Consider the following 17,560-nt stretch of genomic DNA (forward strand, 5'->3'; position numbering starts at 1 on the left):
CTTCCGGCCCATGCCGGGCCGTCGGTGACTCGCGTTATATCGCGACTGTTGACGGGATCACGATATATCGCGAGTGGAGCGGATGCAAGGCTTCGATGGCAGGAATCGGTCGATTCAGGGTGCGGTCAGGGAGAACCCTGAGCCGGCACGCGGCGGCGTGGCGAGCGGCCGGCGGCTAGCGTCGCAGCCACGGCTGGAGCAGCCGGGTGACGAACGGCAGAAGAAGGTACGTCATGGTCGGCGTCAGGCACAGCGTGGTGATCAGCACGGTCGCGATCGGCCACAGCTCGTGCCAGCCCGGGACGAAAGAGGTGACGAGAGTCGTGAACAGGAGAGACAGCGGGAAGAATCCCAGCCAGATCGTCACGGCCTGCTTCCAGCGCGGAGGAGCGGCAGGAACGCCCGGCTGCGGCGCGTCGAACCAGCCCTCGATGCCCGTGCGGCGCTCCACCCGGGCCACCTCCACCAGCTCGCGGCCCTCGTAGAGCCACTCCGCGCGGTCGTCGGACGCCTCCCAGGCCTCCAGCGTGTCGGCGTCGGCGAAGCGGTACAGCATGTGCCACTCGTCCGAGTCGGCGTGCGCGCGCACCCAACCCGAGCCGAGGAACCCCTCGTACGTGTTCGCGAGGTTCACGCCGGACTGGACCCAATGGGTCACCTCGGCGAGACGGTTGCCGTCGACGCGGCGGGTGATGGAGACGGTGACGGGGAGGCGGCGCGCTCGTGACGCATCCAGAAGCGGCTCTTGTGGAGACATGACTCCATTGTCTCCACGGCGCGTTACACGCGGGTTTCGGGCTGCGTCAGCGCGGGATTCAGCGCGGGCCGATCAGCGGTGGCCCGTCGCGGACCACCAGACGCGGTGCGACAAGCCGGTGCCGGGGATCGGCGACCTCCTCGCCGGGACGGACCCGGCCGCCGTGCGCGCCCGTGAGCAGTTCCAGCACCCCCGCGGCGACCTCGTCGAGCGGCTGGGCCACGCTGGAGAAGCCGAGGGACGCCGCGACCGGGGTGTCGTCGTAGCCCACGACCGGGATGCGACCGCCCGCGGCGGTGAGCACCCCGAGGGCGAGGGAGTCGGACGTGCACACGACGCCGTCGACCGTTCTGGCCTGGGTCTCCAACCGGCGGATCGCCTCGGCGCCGAACGGCACGCGGTCCTCGGCGGAGACCTCCAGCAGACGCAATTCCTCCTCGGTGAGTCCGCTGCCCTCGCGCATCGCCTCGAGCCAGCCTTCGCGGCGATCGTCGCCGGTGCCGGATCCGGTGGGCCAGCCGATGAACCCGATGCGTCTGCGGCCCTGGGCGAGCAGGTGGGCGGTAGCGTCGCGGAGGCCCGAGCGCCCGTCCACATCGACCCAGAGGTGCTCGGGATCGGTCATGTCGTCGATCCCCCACGGCCGGCCGAAGGTCACGAAGGACTGGCCGTGCTCGATCAGCCACTCCGTGCGTGGATCGCCGTGGAAGGTCGAGGTGAGGACGAACGCGTCCACGTCCGCGGCGTCCGAGAGCCGGCGGAACTGCTCGATCTCGTCGTCCGGTCCGTCGGCGGTGAACAGCAGCATTCGCAGGCCCTGCCGGTCGGCGCGCTCCGTGAGCGCGTGCAGGAAGCGGTCGAGGATGCTGCCGGAGATGCCGTCCTGCGTGATCGGATCGAGCCGGATGCCGATGGTCGAGCTCTTCTGGGTGCGGAGGCGGCGCGCGGAGGCGTGCGGCCGGTAACCGAGCGAATGGATCGCGGCCTGGACCCGTTCCCGCGTCTCCGGACGGACGAGTTCGGGGGCGTTCAGGACGTTCGACACCGTCTGTCGGGACACCCCGGCGACCCCGGCGACATCGCTGACGGTCGGCTGCGCACCCATAGCGACTCCCCTCCTCCAGCGACTGGATATGACCCTACTGGTCTGCTTGACACCCCGTGAACCTCGTGATTAGTGTGACAAGCATCCCGCTTTGATCGTTCAAAGTCACCGTAGCAGGCAAAAATTTGATCGATCAAACCACGGGTGTGACGGACGGGCTGTGACAAGGAGGTCGAAAATGCACGCATTGCTGCGTCGCATGAGCGCCTCCAAGCCGCACGCCGAGTTGTTCACAACCAGCACCATCCACCGGGTTGTCCACGACCTCCCCCACCCTGCACGCGTGCGCCCCCTCCACCGGGCACACTCACATCAAGGAGAGACACGAATGCGCAAGATCACCCATCGCTGGCTCGCGGGCGGCGCCGTCGCCGCCGCGGCAGCGCTCACCCTCACGGCCTGCGGGTCCGGCTTCAGCGGCGGCAGCAGCGGCGGCGACACCGGCAAGCTGACCTCGTCCGACAAGGCCCTCACGGTCATGATCGGGTCGTCCGGCGACGCCGAGACCGCGGCCGTCAAGTCGGCAGTCTCGGACTGGTCGAAGAGCTCCGGCACCAAGGCGTCCGTCGTCGCCGCCAGCGACCTCAACCAGCAGCTCTCGCAGGGCTTCGCGGCGAAGAAGCCGGCCGACGTCTTCTACCTCTCCACCGATGCGCTGGCGGGCTACGCCTCCAACGGCTCGCTGCTCGCCTACGGCGACCAGCTCAGCAACAAGAGCGACTTCTACCCGAGCCTCGTGAAGTCGTTCACCTACGACGGCAAGTTCTACTGCGCGCCGAAGGACTTCTCGACGCTGCAGCTCATCATCAACACCGACGCGTGGAGCGCCGCGGGCCTCACCGACGCCGACATCCCGAAGACGTGGGACCAGCTGGAGTCGGTGGCCAAGAAGCTCACCACCGGCAGCCAGGTCGGCCTCGGCATCTCCGGTGAGTACGCCCGGGTCGGGTCGTTCATGGTCCAGGCCGGCGGCAACCTGATGAACGACGACAGCACCAAGGCCACCGCGAACAGCGACGCCAACGTCCAGGCACTCGACTTCGTGAAGAAGATGCTCAACGGCGGTGAGCTGAAGTACGCGAAGGACCTCGGCGCCGGCTGGGGCGGCGAGGCGTTCGGCAAGGGCCTCGCGGCGATGACGATCGAAGGCAACTGGATCACCGGCGCCCTCAAATCCGACTTCCCGAACATCAAGTACAAGGTCGCCGAGCTGCCCCAGGGTCCGGCCGGACAGGGCACCCTCCAGTTCACGAACTGCTGGGGGATCGCCGCCGACAGCCCCAACCAGGCCGCTGCGCTGAAGCTCGTCGAGAAGCTCACGAGCAAGGACGACCAGCTCGCCTTCTCGAAGGCCTTCGGACCGATGCCGTCGATCAAGTCGGCCGCCGACGAGTGGAAGTCCGCCAACCCGGAGCTCGTCCCCTTCCTGAACGCCGCCGACTACGCCAAGGGCGTGCCGACGGCCAAGGGGTCGGCCGATGTCGTGACCGACCTGAACAGCAAGCTCGAGTCGCTGGCCACCGGCGACCCGAAGGCGATCCTCGACGCCACGCAGAAGAACCTCGAAGCTCTGCTGAAGTAAGGAAGCCTCCCGCCATGTCCACAACCACGAGTCGGCCTCGTCGCACCGGTCTGCGGCGCGGCGAGGCCGCCTCGGGGTGGTTGTTCACCGCCCCGGTCATCCTGCTGCTCGGCGTCTTCCTGGTGATCCCGGTGCTCATGGCGCTGTGGGTCAGCTTCTCCGACTGGGGCGGCCGGGGCAGCCCCTTCGCCTCCGACGTCAACTTCGTCGGCTTCGACAACTACGCGAAGCTCCTCGCCGGCGGCGGTCTCGCCGAGCAGGACTTCGGAATGTCGCTCAAGAACAACGCCTGGTACGTCGTGCTCGTCGTCCCGATCCAGACCGCGGTGTCCCTCGGCCTCGCCGTCCTGGTGAACCGAGCGGTCCTGCGCGGTCGCGGGTTCTTCCGGACGGCGTTCTACTTCCCGTCCGTGACGAGTTCCGTCGCGATCACCGTGCTGTGGCTCTTCCTGTTCAGCACGAGCGGCGCCGTCAACAAGGTCCTGTCGTGGGTCGGCATCCACGGGCCGAACTGGTTCAACGACCCCTCGGGCATCATCCACGATCTGCTCGCCGCCTTCGGCGTCACTCAGGGCCCGGCCGCACTCACCCAGAACACGACGCTCGGCGTCTCCTGGTGGGATTGGCTGGGCGGCCCGTCCGTGGCCATGACCGCGTACATCATCATGGCCGTCTTCACCACCAGCGGCACGTTCATGCTGCTCTTCCTCGCGGCGCTGCAGAACCTCGGCGGCGACATCACCGAGGCGGCGATGATGGACGGCGCGAACGGCTGGCAGCGCTTCTGGAGGATCACCCTCCCGCAGCTGCGGCCGACGCTCTTCACGGTCCTCACGCTCGGGCTCATCGGCTGCTGGCAGGTGTTCGACCAGATCTACACCGGGACCCGAGGGGCACCCGGCAAGACGACGCTGACGCCCGCGTACCTCTCCTATCAGACCTCGTTCGTCAACCAGGAATGGGGACAGGGTGCCGCGATCGCCTTCATCCTCTTCGTCATCATCGTCGTGTTCACCCTGCTGCAGCGGTGGATCCTGCGCGAGCGCACGGTCTCCAAGCGGCGGATGCGGCTGTACCAGCCCGCGTTGGCGGCCGGCACGGCGGCGGGAGGCGCCCCGAGCAGCGTCCCGTCGTCTCGCAGCGACGACTCCGAGCGGAAGGGAGCGATCCGATGAGCTCCAGCACGATCCAGGTGGAGCGCCCGACCGCGCCCGCTCCGATGCCACCGGCTCGTCCGCGTCGGCGACGCTCGACCGCGACCATCGTCGCCACGTCCGTGACGTACGCGATCCTGATCGCGCTGGCGGTCGTGTACATCATGCCGTTCCTCATCCAGCTGGCCACCTCGTTCAAGCCGGACGCCGAGGCGACGGCGAACGCGGTGTCGCTCATCCCGCAGACGTTCACCACGGCCGCGTACACGAAGCTGTTCGTCAACTCCGACTTCCCGATCTGGTTCGCCAACTCCGCCGTGGTGACCGTGGTCGTCACGCTGGGCCGGGTGTTCTTCGACTCGCTCGCGGGCTACGCGCTGGCCCGGCTGCATTTCCGTGGACGCACCGTCGTGTTCGCGGCGCTGGTCGCGGTGATGTCCGTGCCGATGGTCGTGCTCCTCATCCCCAAGTTCCTCGTCATCAACCAGCTGGGCATCTACGACTCGTACACGGGCATGATCCTGCCGCTGCTGACCGACGCAGCCGGCGTCTTCATCATGAAGAACTTCTTCGAGTCCATCCCGGCGAGCGTCGAGGAGCAGGCCAGGATCGACGGAGCGGGCACGTTCCGCGTGTTCTGGTCGATCGTGCTCCCGATGGCCCGGCCGGCCCTCATCACGATCATCATCCTGTCGTTCCAGGGGTCGTGGAACGAGCTGGCGCACTACATCGTCTCGACGCAGAGCCCCTCGCTGACGACCCTGACGAAGGGGGTCGCCGGGCTGGCCAGCGGTCAGCTGAGCCAGGGCAGTCAGTACCCGCTCAAGCTGGCGGCAGCGGCCATCATGACCATCCCCGTCGCGGTGCTGTTCTTCATCTTCCAGCGGCGGATCATGAACTCCAGCGAGGGGGCGGTGAAGGAATGACAGCACCCGAACCGACCATCCTCGCCACCTGCGGCGGGCTGAACGGCGGCGAGTGGACCGACTCGGTGTACGGGCCGCTGCTGCACCATGCCATCGAGCTGGCCGAGGTGCGCGGGCACGCCCCGCGCGTCACGCACATCAACACCGCCGGCGGCGACCAGCGCCACGTCGAGGGGGCGGAACTCGAGGCGGCCCGGGCTGCCGGAGTCGAGGCGACGCATCTCCGGCTCTTCCCCCACCCCAACGTCGCCGACGTGCGCGCGCACCTGTTGTCGCAGGATGTCGTCTGGGTGAGCGGCGGGAGCCTCGTCAACCTCCTGGCGGTCTGGCGGGGGCACGGCATCGATCGGATCCTGACCGAGGCGTGGCAGCGTGGAGTCGTGCTCGCCGGAGGTTCGGCGGGAGCGCTCTGCTGGCACGAGGGCGGAACGACCTCCTCGTACGGGCCCGACATCTCCGCCGTGCGCGACGGGATCGGCCTCGTCCCCGGGTCGCTGGCCGTCCACTACGACTCCGATCCACGACGGCGGCCGGCGCACCAGCGCGCTGTGACCGACGGAACACTTCCCGGCGGCTACGCCCTCGATGAAGGCGTAGGGCTGGTCTACCGGGGCCGCACGCTGGTGGACATCGTGGCCGAACGCCCCGGCGTCTCCGCCTGGCAACTCACCCGCACCGGCGAGGGCGTCCGCGAGGAACGGCTCGTGCCCCGCCTGCTCGGCGAGAAGGTAGCCGCATGACCTCCGACACGGGGACCGACCGCCGCCCGCCCGTCCCCCACGCTTCCGACGCATCCACGCCCACCGACGACCGCACGACCGAACACTCCGCCGACGCCCCTTCCGCTCTCGGCAACGATCACGAAGGCACGACCTCCACGATGACCCAGCCCCTCCAGCCGCTCCTCCACGACAGCGTCGTGGTGCTGACCGCACCCTCCCAGGCCTGGTCGGCCTCCGACGGGCGCATCGACGGGCACGGCATCCACGGCTTCTACCATTCCGATCTCCGGGTGCTCGATCGGGCCCTCCTCACCGTCGGAGGGGCTGTACCGGAGCACATCGCCACCGCGTCGCCGGATGCCGCAACGGCGGTGTTCACCTCCCTCGCCCGTGGGATCGACGATGCGACGGCGGATCCGCGGGTGCGGATCGACCAGCGACGGACGGTCTCTGCCGGGTCGCTCGGCGAGCGCATCATCGTGCGCAATGCTCTGGGCGACGACCTCCGCACCACCCTCGAAGTCGAACTGCGGGCCGACTTCAGCCCCATGCAGCAGATCAAGGCGGGACTGCCCGGGAGCGAGCACCCCGTGACCGTCGATCGGGTCGAGGGTGCGGCCGCCCTCCTCGGCAGCGGTCCCGTCACGGCGCGGGTGTCGGCTGAGGGCGCACGCGTGGCCGTCGACGGGCAGAGCGTCACCCTTCTCTGGAACGTCGACGTGCCGGCACACGGAGAGGCCGTGGTGGAGTGGAGCATCGGCGTCGACGACCCGACCGCGGTCGTGGCGGGCGCCGCGCCCTCGCGGGAGTGGTCCGCCTTCCACGCCGCCACCGGCGACTCCCGCCTGGCGTCCTGGCTCGACCGCGCTGTCGCCGATCTCCAGTCGCTGCGGATGTCGACGGTCGAGCACCCCGACGACGTCTTCCTGGCGGCCGGCGCTCCATGGTTCTTCACGCTGTTCGGCCGCGACTCGCTCTGGGCGGCGCGGATGCTGCTGCCCCTCGGTCACGAGATCGCGGCGTCCACGCTGCGGGTGCTCGCCGCGTACCAGGGCACGGAGACGGTCGCGGAGACCGCGGAGCAGCCGGGCAAGATCATGCACGAGCTGCGGCCCGGCGCGCTCGAGATCCCCGGCGAAGGCGTCGTGCTGCCGCCGCTGTACTACGGCACCGTCGACGCGACGGCGCTCTGGATCTGCCTGCTGCACGACGCCTGGCGCTGGGGCATGCCCCCCGCCGAAGTCGAGGCGCTGCTCCCCCATCTGGACGCCGCTCTGGCGTGGATGCGCGACTACGGCGACAGCGACGGAGACGGATTCCTCGAGTACATCGACACCACGGGGCACGGCCTCGCCAACCAGGGCTGGAAGGACTCGGGCGACTCGATCCAGTGGCGTGACGGCACGCTGGCCGACGGCCCCATCGCCCTGTGCGAAGTGCAGGGCTACGCCTACGAGGCCGCCGTCGGCGGCGCCGCACTGCTCGATGCCTTCGGCCGCCCGGGAGGCGACGCCTGGCGCGGCTGGGCTGCCGACCTGAAGCAGCGCTTCGCCGAGGCCTTCTGGATCGCCGATCCGGCCGGCGCGTACCCCGCGGTGGCGCTCGACGCGTCGAAGCGGAAGGTCGACACCGTCACGAGCAACATCGGCCACCTGCTCGGGACGGGAATCCTGGATGCCGAGCAGGCTGAGCTGGTCGCACGACGCCTCGTCTCTCCCGAGCTGTCATCCGGTTACGGCCTGCGCACGATGTCGACGGACTCGGCGGGCTATTGGCCGCTCAGCTACCACGGCGGCTCCGTCTGGGCGCACGACACGGCCATCGCGATCAGCGGGCTCGCACGCGACGGCTTCCGCGCCGAAGCCGCGCAGCTGTCGGACGGGCTCCTCGCCGCGGCGGCCGGCTTCGGCTACCGGATGCCGGAGCTGCACTCGGGCGACAGCGCCTCGGAGACCAGCGCGCCCATCCCCTACCCCGCAGCGTGCCGGCCGCAGGCGTGGTCGGCAGCGGCCGCGGTGGCCGTCCTCAGCGCCCGGCTCGGCCTGCGCGCGGACGCCCCGGAAGGCCGCTTCGTGGTCGACCCGGACGAGACGGCGGGCGGCATCCAGGTCGAGGGCCTCCGCTTCGCGGGCCGGCCTCGCTCGGTCACCGCCTGACGCGGCGAGTCGCGACCGTTACAGCTGCGCCATGATCTGGCGCGCGATGATCCGGCCGGCCCGGTTCGCCCCGATCGTCGACGCCTGCGGCCCATACCCGGCGAGGAATATGCGCGAGTCCTGCCAGGAGGCACCGGACGCGACGGTCAGACCGCCCGTCTTCTCGCGCAGGTGCAGAGGGGCGAGATGACGCAGCTCCGGGCGGAAGCCGGTCGCCCAGATGATCGCGTCCGCGCGGGTGAACGAGCCGTCCGGCCAACGCACGCCGTCCCTCTCGATGCGGGTGAACATCGGCCGCTCGGTGAGCACGCCGCGCTCGATCCCGGCGGCGATCCGCCGCGTGCGCGGGACGCCCGTGCCGCTCACGATCGACGGCAGAGCCTCCCCGGCGCGCGCCGCCGCATCCTGCATCGCCACCGCGGCGACGCCGCCCTCGATGGTGAGCTCCGACTCGTCACGGAAGTCGACCGGCCGCCTCGTCGCCCAGGTCAGGGACTCCGCCACACCCTCCAGCTCGAGCAGGAACCCGATCGCGCTGGTGCCTCCGCCCACCACGACCACCGACTGACCCGCGAACTCGTCGGCCGAGCGGTACGTGGACGTATGGACGTGACGCCCGGCGAAATCGTTCATGCCCGGGTAGTACGGCACGAACGGCGAGCCCCAGGTTCCCGAGGCGTTCACGACGATCCGCGTCGCCGTCTCGCCCGCGCTGTGCTCCACGATGAGGTCCGCGCCCCGGTCGGAGACGCTGTGCACGGTCACCGGACGCTGCACCTGCAGGCCGAAGTAGTCCTCGTAGCGGCGGTAGTAGCCGGCGACGATGTCCCGCGCCGGGAGGGACCGGTCGGCCGTGTCGAAGCTGAGACCCAGCTCGGACATCCCCGGCAGATCGTTCACGTGATGGGCGCTGCCGAGCTTGAGTGCATCCCACCGGTGCTGCCAGGCTCCGCCCGTCACCGGTCCGCGGTCGTAGACGATGAAATCGTCGCCCGGGGCCAGTTCGAACCGCCGCAGATAGTAGGCGACGGCGAGCCCCGCCTGGCCCGCGCCGATGACCACCACCTGGGTCTCGGTCCTGGTCGTGCTCACACGCTCATCCCATCACTTCTCGCTGTGCGGGAACTCGGGGGTCCGCGATGTCCGCATGCTAAACTCCATGCTAGTTTTCACTGTTTCTATTCGATCCCCGGGGAGCCTCTCTCGCCCGGGCTGGGACCAAAAGGGGGTCACGCATGGGGCGCGGCCGTCAGAAGGCAAAACACACCAAGATCGCGCGGCAGTTGAAGTCGTTCAGTCCCAATGTGAACTACGACGCTCTGGAGCGTGAGCTGACCGGCCACTCCCATGGCGACGACGAGCAATACGCGAAGTGGGCCGAGTACGAGGCGGAGGACGAGACCGAGTCCGACGACACCTACGAGTACGAGGACGAGGACGAGGAGACGGGCACTCCGAAGCGTGCCTAGCGCCGACCGCCGTCACTGAGCCTGCGATCCGTTGCGGCTCACAGCCAGCCTTGTCGTGTCGCGATCGACACGGCCTCCGAACGGTTCCGCGCGCCCGTCTTGCCGATCGCGCTCGAGAGGTGGTTGCGCACCGTCCCGTCGCTGAGGTGCAGCCGACGGGCGATGTCCGAGATCGTCCCGCCCTCCGCGGCGACCTCCAGCACCTCGGCCTCCCGAACTGTCAGGGGCGACGCTCCGGACGCGAGCGACTCAGCCGCGAGCGCGGGGTCGACCACCCGCAGCCCGGAGGCGACCCGGCGCACCGCATCCGCCAGCTGACTGGACGGGGTGTCCTTGACGACGAACCCCGAGGCGCCGGCCTCCATCGCGCGGCGCAGATACCCCGGCCGGCCGAACGTCGTCACGATCAGCGACCGGCAATCGGGCACGGCTGCCCGCAACTGCGCAGCCGCCTGGATGCCGTCCGCGCCGGGCATCTCCACGTCGAGAAGCGCGACATCGGCCCGGGACGCGCGGGCCGCATCCACCACTTCGTCGCCCCTCCCCACCTGGGCGACCACCTCGAGGTCCGGTTCGAGGTCGAGCAGGGCCGCGAGCGCGCCACGGATCAGCGCCTGATCGTCGGCCAGCAACAGCCGGATGGTGTCGGTCACGCGATCCTCCGCACGCTCAGCAGTGTGCCTCCGCGGGGCCCCGGGCCGACGGCGATCCGGGCACCGACCTGCGCGGCGCGGGCGCTCAGCCCGGTAAGGCCGGACCCACCGCGCGCGGCGGGCGAGACCTCGGCCCCGACCGGCGCCGGCTCCAGCCCGCTTCCCTGCGGGCCGCGCCCGTCGTCCTCGATGTCGAGGCTCTCCGGCCCGACGGTCACCCAGCAGTTGCGCGAGCCGGAGTGGCGGATGACGTTGGTGACGCCTTCGCGCAGCACCCAGCCGAACAGCTCGCGCAGCTCGGGGTCGACGCCTTCGCCGTTACGGGGAAGGTGCGCCTGGATGTCGGCGGCCGCCAGCCCCGCCTGCGCAGCGGCGAGTTCGGTCGACAGGCTCATCTCCCGGTAGCCCGCGACCGCAGCGCGCAGGTCCGCCAGCGCCGAGCGGCTGAGACGTTCGATGTCGGCGATCTCCTCGGCCGCCCGCTCCTGGTCGACGGGGATGAGCCGGCGCGCCAGCTCCGACTTGACCGTGACGACGGTGAGCGAGTGCCCGAGCACGTCGTGCATGTCGCGTGAGAATCGGGCGCGCTCCTCGATGACGGCCAGCCGGGCGATCTCCCCCTGCGCGTTGCGCAGCCGCCGCAGTGTGTCGATCTGCCGCGCGAACGCACTCATCATCACGCCGATGGACACCGTGACCAGCGCGATGAACCAGTCGTCCTCCACGGTTCCGGCGACCGTCAGCACGATGAGCTGGACGCCGCCGAGCGACCCGATGATCGCCCACGCGACCGGGGTGCGCGACACCACCATCCCCGCGACGCACGCGACGTAGACCCACGTCCAGCAGGCGACGACACCGATCAGCGGGAAGAGCGTCAGCGTGAGCGCGAAGTAGAGGCCGATGCCGATCAGCCGCCTGCGCTCCGTCTCCCACCAGAGGAGCGGCGGGAGGACGAGGAAGCCGAGGTAGACGACGGCGAGCAGAGCGGTGATGCCCAGCTTCTCGGTGACCGTGCCCTGCGCCGTCCACAGCCCGACGAGCACCGAGGCCTGGTACAGCAGGCCGATCGTCGCCCCCGGATACCAGCGGTACGCGGCCGGATGGAGGAGCCGGGCGCGCCATCCGACCGGACGGACCTCCGGCACCTCACGCGAGAACACGTTGCTACCTTAGCCAGCGGCCCGGCGGCGCTCAGCCCCGCGCCGCGTCGCGCCGGTAGCGCCAGACGATGAGCGCCCCCAGGGCCAGCGCCCACGCGGTGAGCACGATCGCGGGCGTCAGCGCGTCGCCGCTCTGCAGCGCGCCGAGCTGACCGACGCGGTTGAGCCAGTACGACGGCACGGCCCGCGCCACGTCCGCGACCCAGGCGGGGAACACCTGAAGCGGGATCCACAGGCCGCCCAATACGGCCATGCCCATGAACACGGCCATGAACAGCGGCTGGGCGAACTCCGGCTTGGCGAATTGCCCGATCAGGATGCCGAGCAGCGCGAACGGGATGACACCGCACCAGATCGCCAGCCCGGCGAGCAGCCAGCTGCCGACGGAGAGGTCGGGATGGTACAGCGCGATGGAGACGCCGATGATGACGACGATGCTGAACAGGGCGAGCGCCAGGGCGGCGACGAGCTTCGACACCAGGTAGCCCGTGCCGCTCAGCGGCGTGATCCGCAGCTGCCGGTTCCAGCCGATGGAGCGCTCGGTGACGATCTGGAACGCCTGCGAGAGCGCCGACATCATCCCGCCGTACGCGGCGACCTGGATGGTCGTGACCACGATCCACGGCAGGTGCGTCGTCGCGTCCACCTGCCCGGCACCGCCGAACGTGCCGCCGAAGGCGAACAGCATGACGAGCGGAACGGCGAGGGTGAAGATCATCGCGCGCATGTTCTTCAGCTGGCGGAGGGACTCGCGCCCCAGGTAGGCGATGCTCATGAGAGTGCTCCTTCCGTGTCGCGCGCCTCGGTGAGGGCGAGGAAGGCCTCGTCCATGGTGTGCGCGGTCACTTCGATGTCGTGGATGTCGTCGTGCGTCGCGAGCAGCGCCCGCAGGGTGGCGTCGGAGTCGTCACTGACGAGGGTCAGCACGTCGCCGCGGCGCTCGGCGCTGCGGACTCCGGGGAGTGCGTTGAGCGCAACGGTGCTCGCCGGCGTCTCCGGGAAAGCGGCGGTGGCGCGGATGCGGCGGCCGGACACGACCGCCTTGACCTCCGCGGGCGTGCCGTCGGCCACGATTCGTCCGCGCGCCATCATGACGATGCGGTCGGCGTACTCGTCGGCCTCGTCGAGGTAGTGGGTGGCGAACACGACGGTCCGCCCGGCGTCGGTGAACTCGCGCATCGACTGCCAGAACGTGCGGCGCGCCTCCACATCCATCGCCCCTGTCGGCTCGTCGAGGAACAGGAGGTCAGGATCGGAGACGACGGCGACGGCGAACCGGGCGCGTTGGAGCTGGCCGCCGGACAGCTTGGAGACGCGCTGGCGCGCGATCTCGGTGCAGCGGGCGCGTTCGAGGGCCTCGGCGACGCTGAGCGGGTGCCGGTGGGCCGCAGCCACGAGCGCGACGGACTCGGCGACCGTCAGCGTGGGCAGCAACGCGCCGCCCTGCAGCATCGCCCCGACCCGGCCGGCGGCGACCGCCTGCCGGGGCTGGGCACCGAACAGCTCAGCCCGGCCCGCGGTGGGGCGTGCGAGGCCGAGCGCGAGGTCGATGGTGGTGGATTTGCCGGCGCCGTTGGGGCCCAACAGGGCGACGACCTCGCCCGGGCGGATGCTCAGGTCGACGCCGTCGACGGCCGTGAGCGCACCGAAGGTCTTGCGCAGGCCGGACAGGTGGATGGCGGGTGTCTCGTTCACCTCTCCAGAGTGCCGACGGGCGCCCGGCGGAGCGCAGAGCGGGTGTCAGGATCTGGGGGTGACGTTTGTCATGCCCGTGCTTCGCGCATCCCGGCGGCACGCACGAGTCCGAGGACGCCGAGGATGCCGCCTGCGGTGAGCAGGATGCCGCCGAACAGCACGGCGAGGTCCTGGGCCGCCGACGTCGTCGCGCCGGGTCCGGCGGCCGTCGGGTCGTCCGGCGGGAGCACGGACGAGGCTGCCGCCGGCGTACCGACGCCGCCGTGCGTGCCAGCGGCTGCTGCCGTCGCGGGCGCCACGGCGGCGACGCCAGGAAGCATGACGGTCGCCGACGCTGTCGTCACGGAGGTGGATGCGCGCTGCAGCAGCACGAAGAACGTCGCGGCGGGCGACCCCGCCGGGCGTGAGGCGAGCGACACCCGGACCGTGGCCGTCGTCTGTCCGTCGGCCAGCGCGACCGTGGTGGCCAGCGCCGTGTAGTCGGCGCCCGCACGGGCGGTGCCGTCGGCGGTCATGACATCGACCGTGGCGTCCCCCGCACCGGAAGCGCGGGCGACCGTGACGAGGACGCTGGTGCTCCCGGCGACGACGGAGTCGGTCGCGACGGTCAGCGGGGCGCTCGGAGCCGTCGCGGTGAACGTCGCGGTTCCGACCGCACTGAGGAGCCCGGACGCCTGCTCGGGCTGGAACGTCGCCGTGAGGCTGTGCGTACCGGCAGCGGACACCGGAAGGTCGGCGCGCGCGACGCCGGTCGCGGAGACCGGCGCGAGTACCGGCGTCCCGCCGTCGAGGGAGAAGGCGACGGAGCCGGATCCGGGAGCAGCGAGCAGCATCCGGGTGACCGTCGCTGAGACGGCGGCCGTGCCGCCCGCCGAAACCTTCGACGGCGTGCTGAGAGTGACAGCGGTCGCCGCCGTGCAGGCGGGTGCGGCGGCGAAGTCGGTGGTCGTCGCGCCCAGGCGCCAGCCGAGCGCGGGCTCGACAGCGGCATCCAGGGTCAGGAGCCAGACGCCGTGGTGCTCGCCCGGTTCGAAAGTCGCCGGCTGGCCGCGGTCGGCGGCACCGGTCGTGAGGTCGTTCGACCCGCCTCCCGCGGGAAGGGAGACCGGCGCGGACGCCGTCGACCGGTAGCCGAGCACGACCGTTCGGGCGGCGACGGTGCCGAGCGGCGCATCCTGCACGCAATCGACGAGCGGGGTGAGCGCATCAGCCGGGGCGGGAGGCGTGGGCGCGGGAGGCGCGGACACGGCCGGATCCGCCAGCGCCGGAGAGGCTGCGGCGGCGATCCCCAGGCCTGAGAGAGCCAGAAGGGTGAGCGCGGACGCCAGGCGGAAGCGGGCGTGCGGTCGGCTCACACGCGTCACTCTAGCGGGACGGCGCTCGTCCGCGCTCCGACCAAAAAGGGTGACGTGGGCTCAGCCGGCGTAGGAGCCGACGAGGCGCACCGCGCCCCCGTCGACGCCCTTCGCGCCCTGCTCGAACCCGGTCAGGTCGCGCGCGGACGTCGAGACGACGCCGGCGCGCCAGGTGGGGATGCCATCGGCCGTGATCGCCGCCGCGACCGCATCCGCGGCTTCCGGTGCGACGACCGCGAACATCCCGATGCCGAGGTTCCAGGTGCCCTCGCTCGACTCGAGCGAACTGCCCGCGAGATCGCTCAGGATGCGGAAGACCGGCGTCGGCGACCACGTGGAGCGGTCGACCTCGACCCACGAGCCGACCGGGAGGACGCGGGCGAGGTTCGCGGCGATGCCCCCGCCCGTCACATGGCTGAGCGAGTGGATGGCGCCGTCGAGCGCCGGGTCCTGCAGCACGCGCAGCAGCGGCCCCGTGTAGAGGCGCGTCGGCTCGAGCAGGGCCTCGCCGACGACACCGCCGAACTCGGCGGACTGGTCGGTGAACCCGATGCCGCGCGCGGCGAGGATGTGGCGGACCAGCGAGTAGCCGTTGGAGTGGAGACCGGACGAGGCCATAGCCAGCACCACGTCGCCGTCCCGCACCCGGTCGGCGCCGAGCACGGCATCCGCCTCGACCGCACCGACCGCGGCCCCAGCGACGTCGTAGTCGTCCGGGCCGAGGAGGCCCGGGTGCTCGGCGGTCTCGCCGCCGACGAGGGCGGTGCCGGTTTCGGCGCACGCGCTCGCGATGCCCGCGACGATCGCGGCGATGCGCTCAGGGACGACCTTGCCGCACGCGATGTAGTCGGTCATGAAGAGCGGACGAGCCCCGACCACGACGATGTCGTCGACGACCATCCCGACCAGGTCCTGACCGATGGTGTCGTGCTTGTCGAGCGCCTGCGCGATGGCGACCTTGGTGCCGACACCGTCGGTGGAGGAGGCCAGCAGCGGACGGTCGAAGTCCTTCAGGAACGAGACGTCGAACAGGCCGGCGAAGCCGCCGACGCCGCCCAGCACCTCGGGTCCGTGGGTGCGGCCGACGGCCGCCTTCATCAGCTCGACGGCCCTGTCGCCCGCAGCGGTGTCGACACCGGCGGCGGCGTAGGAGGCGGACGAGGAGGCGGCGGAGTCGGTCACCGGTCCATCGTATCCGGGGCCCGCGGGCACCGGAAAAGCGGGGCTGCTCCTGGCGGCTCTACTCCTGGCGGCCGGGGTCGCCGAAGCTGAGCAGAGGCTCGAGCTCCGAGTCGGGGCCGGGCTCGCATCCATCGGACGTCGCGTCGGAGCCGTCGTCGGTCGGGCTGACCTCCGGACGCTCGAGGAGGTTCTTGCCCAGGTGGTGCGCGTCCGGGAGTTCGATCGGGTACTTGCCCGTGAAGCACGCGGTGCACAGCAGCTCGCGCGGCTGCTCGGTCGCGTCGATCATGCCGTCCTCCGAGAGGTAGCCGAGGCTGTCGGCGCCGATCGACTGGCGCACCTCCTCAACCCCCAGGCCGGTGGCGATGAGCTCGGCGCGCGACGCGAAGTCGATGCCGTAGAAGCACGGCCAGGTGATGGGCGGGCTGGAGATGCGGACGTGCACCTCGGCCGCACCGGCCTCGCGGAGCATCGACACCAGCGCGCGCTGCGTGTTGCCGCGCACGATCGAGTCGTCGACCACGATCAGACGCTTGCCCTTGATGACCTCCTTCAGCGGGTTCAGCTTCAGCTTGATACCGCGCTGGCGGATGGTCTGCGACGGCTGGATGAAGGTGCGGCCGACGTAGGAGTTCTTGACGAGGCCCTGACCGAACGGGATGCCGGACGCCTGCGCGTAGCCGATCGCCGCCGGGGTGCCGGACTCGGGCGTCGGGATGACCAGGTCGGCCTCGACCGCGTGCTCACGCGCGAGCTGGCGGCCCATCTCCACGCGGGCCTCGTAGACGCCGCGGCCGGAGATGGTGGTGTCGGGACGAGCCAGGTAGACGTACTCGAACACGCATCCCGCGCGCTTCTCGCTGGCGAAGCGCTGGCTGCGCAGGCCGTTCTCGTCGATCGCGATCAGCTCGCCCGGCTCGACCTCGCGCACGAAGCTGGCGCCGACGATGTCGAGTGCGGCGGTCTCGGAGGCGACCACCCAGCCGCGCTCGAGGCGGCCGAGCACCAGCGGGCGGACGCCCTGCGGGTCGCGGGCGGCGTACAGCGTGTGCTCGTCCATGAAGACCAGGCAGAAGGCGCCGCGCAGTCGCGGCAGCACCTCCAGGGCGGTCGACTCGAGCGTGTGGTCCAGGTCGCCGGTGAGCAGCGCCGTGACGACCGCGGTGTCGGTGGTGTTTCCCCGGCTGAGTTCGCCGTCATGCTGCGGGTAGCGCTCGTGGACCAGCTGCATCAGCTCGGCCGTGTTGGTCAAGTTGCCGTTGTGGCCGAGGGCGACGGTGCCGCTCGCCGTGGAGCCGAGGGTCGGCTGCGCGTTCTGCCAGCTGGATGCTCCGGTGGTGGAGTAGCGCGTGTGGCCGACGGCGATGTGGCCGGGCAGCGAGTTCAGCGCGTTCTCGTTGAACACCTGCGAGACGAGACCCATGTCCTTGTAGATCAGGATCTTGTCGCCGTCGCTCGTCGCGATGCCTGCCGACTCCTGGCCGCGGTGCTGGAGCGCGTAGAGCCCGAAGTAGCTGAGCTTGGCGACCTCCTCACCGGGAGCCCAGACGCCGAAGACACCGCAGGCGTCCTGCGGCCCCTTCTCGCCGGGTAGCAGATCGTGACTGAGAAGACCGTCGCCTCCGGCCACAGCGGACCCCT

General features: G+C 70.6%; 16 protein-coding genes. 6 read left to right on the forward strand and 10 right to left on the reverse strand.

Translation table 11 applies throughout. The annotated features are described in order from the left end of the window. Positions 1-175: 175 nt before the first annotated feature. Both J2Y42_RS01740 and J2Y42_RS01745 read right to left on the reverse strand, forming a co-directional pair. The gene (locus J2Y42_RS01740; protein ID WP_309854322.1) at positions 176-757 is read right to left on the reverse strand and encodes an antibiotic biosynthesis monooxygenase; all 582 of its coding nucleotides are present in this window, start codon (positions 755-757) and stop codon (positions 176-178) included. Positions 758-815: 58 nt separating this feature from the next. After that, entirely contained in the window at positions 816-1,862 is a 1,047-nt protein-coding gene (locus tag J2Y42_RS01745; protein ID WP_309854325.1) for a LacI family DNA-binding transcriptional regulator, read from the reverse strand. Between the two features lie 328 nt (positions 1,863-2,190). Between J2Y42_RS01745 and J2Y42_RS01750 the strand changes: the two genes are divergently transcribed. Genes J2Y42_RS01750 through J2Y42_RS01770 form a run of 5 tightly spaced genes read left to right on the forward strand, consistent with a single transcriptional unit; the run spans position 2,191 to position 8,402 of the window. Then, positions 2,191-3,444, forward strand: a complete 1,254-nt coding sequence (locus tag J2Y42_RS01750; protein ID WP_309854328.1) for an extracellular solute-binding protein — start codon at positions 2,191-2,193, stop codon at positions 3,442-3,444. A gap of 14 nt (positions 3,445-3,458) precedes the next feature. Next, a complete protein-coding gene (locus J2Y42_RS01755; RefSeq protein ID WP_309854331.1) occupies positions 3,459-4,619 on the forward strand; it encodes a sugar ABC transporter permease in 1,161 nt (386 codons plus the stop codon). Continuing rightward, positions 4,616-5,524 (forward strand): carbohydrate ABC transporter permease, encoded by a 909-nt coding sequence (locus tag J2Y42_RS01760; RefSeq protein WP_309854334.1) that lies wholly within the window; start codon positions 4,616-4,618, stop codon positions 5,522-5,524. The genes J2Y42_RS01755 and J2Y42_RS01760 overlap by 4 nt, the downstream gene beginning before the upstream one ends. Continuing rightward, complete coding sequence (locus tag J2Y42_RS01765) at positions 5,521-6,264, forward strand: peptidase E (protein ID WP_309854337.1); 744 nt, start codon at positions 5,521-5,523, stop codon at positions 6,262-6,264. Before J2Y42_RS01760 ends, J2Y42_RS01765 begins: the two co-directional genes overlap by 4 nt. Beyond that, entirely contained in the window at positions 6,261-8,402 is a 2,142-nt protein-coding gene (locus J2Y42_RS01770) for a glycogen debranching N-terminal domain-containing protein (RefSeq protein WP_309854340.1), read from the forward strand. The genes J2Y42_RS01765 and J2Y42_RS01770 overlap by 4 nt, the downstream gene beginning before the upstream one ends. 18 nt (positions 8,403-8,420) lie before the next feature. On the opposite strand, the gene J2Y42_RS01775 is transcribed toward J2Y42_RS01770, so the two are convergent. Continuing rightward, on the reverse strand, positions 8,421-9,494 hold the full coding sequence (locus tag J2Y42_RS01775; protein WP_309854345.1) for an NAD(P)-binding domain-containing protein: 1,074 nt from the start codon (positions 9,492-9,494) through the stop codon (positions 8,421-8,423). Between the two features lie 143 nt (positions 9,495-9,637). Between J2Y42_RS01775 and J2Y42_RS01780 the strand changes: the two genes are divergently transcribed. After that, the gene (locus tag J2Y42_RS01780) at positions 9,638-9,871 is read left to right on the forward strand and encodes a DUF3073 domain-containing protein (protein ID WP_309854348.1); all 234 of its coding nucleotides are present in this window, start codon (positions 9,638-9,640) and stop codon (positions 9,869-9,871) included. Between the two features lie 38 nt (positions 9,872-9,909). Here J2Y42_RS01780 and J2Y42_RS01785 read toward each other — a convergent pair whose 3' ends face one another. From J2Y42_RS01785 to purF, 7 genes are all read right to left on the reverse strand, one after another. Then, positions 9,910-10,524 (reverse strand): response regulator transcription factor, encoded by a 615-nt coding sequence (locus J2Y42_RS01785; RefSeq protein WP_309854350.1) that lies wholly within the window; start codon positions 10,522-10,524, stop codon positions 9,910-9,912. Next, positions 10,521-11,687: a histidine kinase gene (locus J2Y42_RS01790; RefSeq protein WP_309854353.1), complete on the reverse strand. Its 1,167-nt coding sequence runs from the start codon at positions 11,685-11,687 to the stop codon at positions 10,521-10,523. The genes J2Y42_RS01785 and J2Y42_RS01790 overlap by 4 nt, the downstream gene beginning before the upstream one ends. A gap of 31 nt (positions 11,688-11,718) precedes the next feature. Beyond that, positions 11,719-12,462: an ABC transporter permease gene (locus J2Y42_RS01795; protein WP_309854356.1), complete on the reverse strand. Its 744-nt coding sequence runs from the start codon at positions 12,460-12,462 to the stop codon at positions 11,719-11,721. Further along, positions 12,459-13,382 (reverse strand): ABC transporter ATP-binding protein, encoded by a 924-nt coding sequence (locus tag J2Y42_RS01800; RefSeq protein WP_309854358.1) that lies wholly within the window; start codon positions 13,380-13,382, stop codon positions 12,459-12,461. The genes J2Y42_RS01795 and J2Y42_RS01800 overlap by 4 nt, the downstream gene beginning before the upstream one ends. A 68-nt stretch (positions 13,383-13,450) precedes the next feature. Then, the gene (locus J2Y42_RS01805; protein WP_309854360.1) at positions 13,451-14,737 is read right to left on the reverse strand and encodes a Calx-beta domain-containing protein; all 1,287 of its coding nucleotides are present in this window, start codon (positions 14,735-14,737) and stop codon (positions 13,451-13,453) included. A gap of 60 nt (positions 14,738-14,797) precedes the next feature. After that, positions 14,798-15,919 carry a phosphoribosylformylglycinamidine cyclo-ligase gene (gene purM, locus J2Y42_RS01810; RefSeq protein ID WP_309854364.1) on the reverse strand — a complete coding sequence of 374 codons (1,122 nt, stop codon included), beginning with the start codon at positions 15,917-15,919 and terminating at the stop codon, positions 14,798-14,800. Positions 15,920-15,977: 58 nt separating this feature from the next. Next, positions 15,978-17,549 (reverse strand): amidophosphoribosyltransferase, encoded by a 1,572-nt coding sequence (gene purF, locus J2Y42_RS01815; RefSeq protein ID WP_309854366.1) that lies wholly within the window; start codon positions 17,547-17,549, stop codon positions 15,978-15,980. Positions 17,550-17,560 lie beyond the last annotated feature (11 nt).

It is taken from the genome of Leifsonia sp. 1010, assembly GCF_031455295.1.
Taxonomy (GTDB): Bacteria; Actinomycetota; Actinomycetes; order Actinomycetales; family Microbacteriaceae; genus Leifsonia.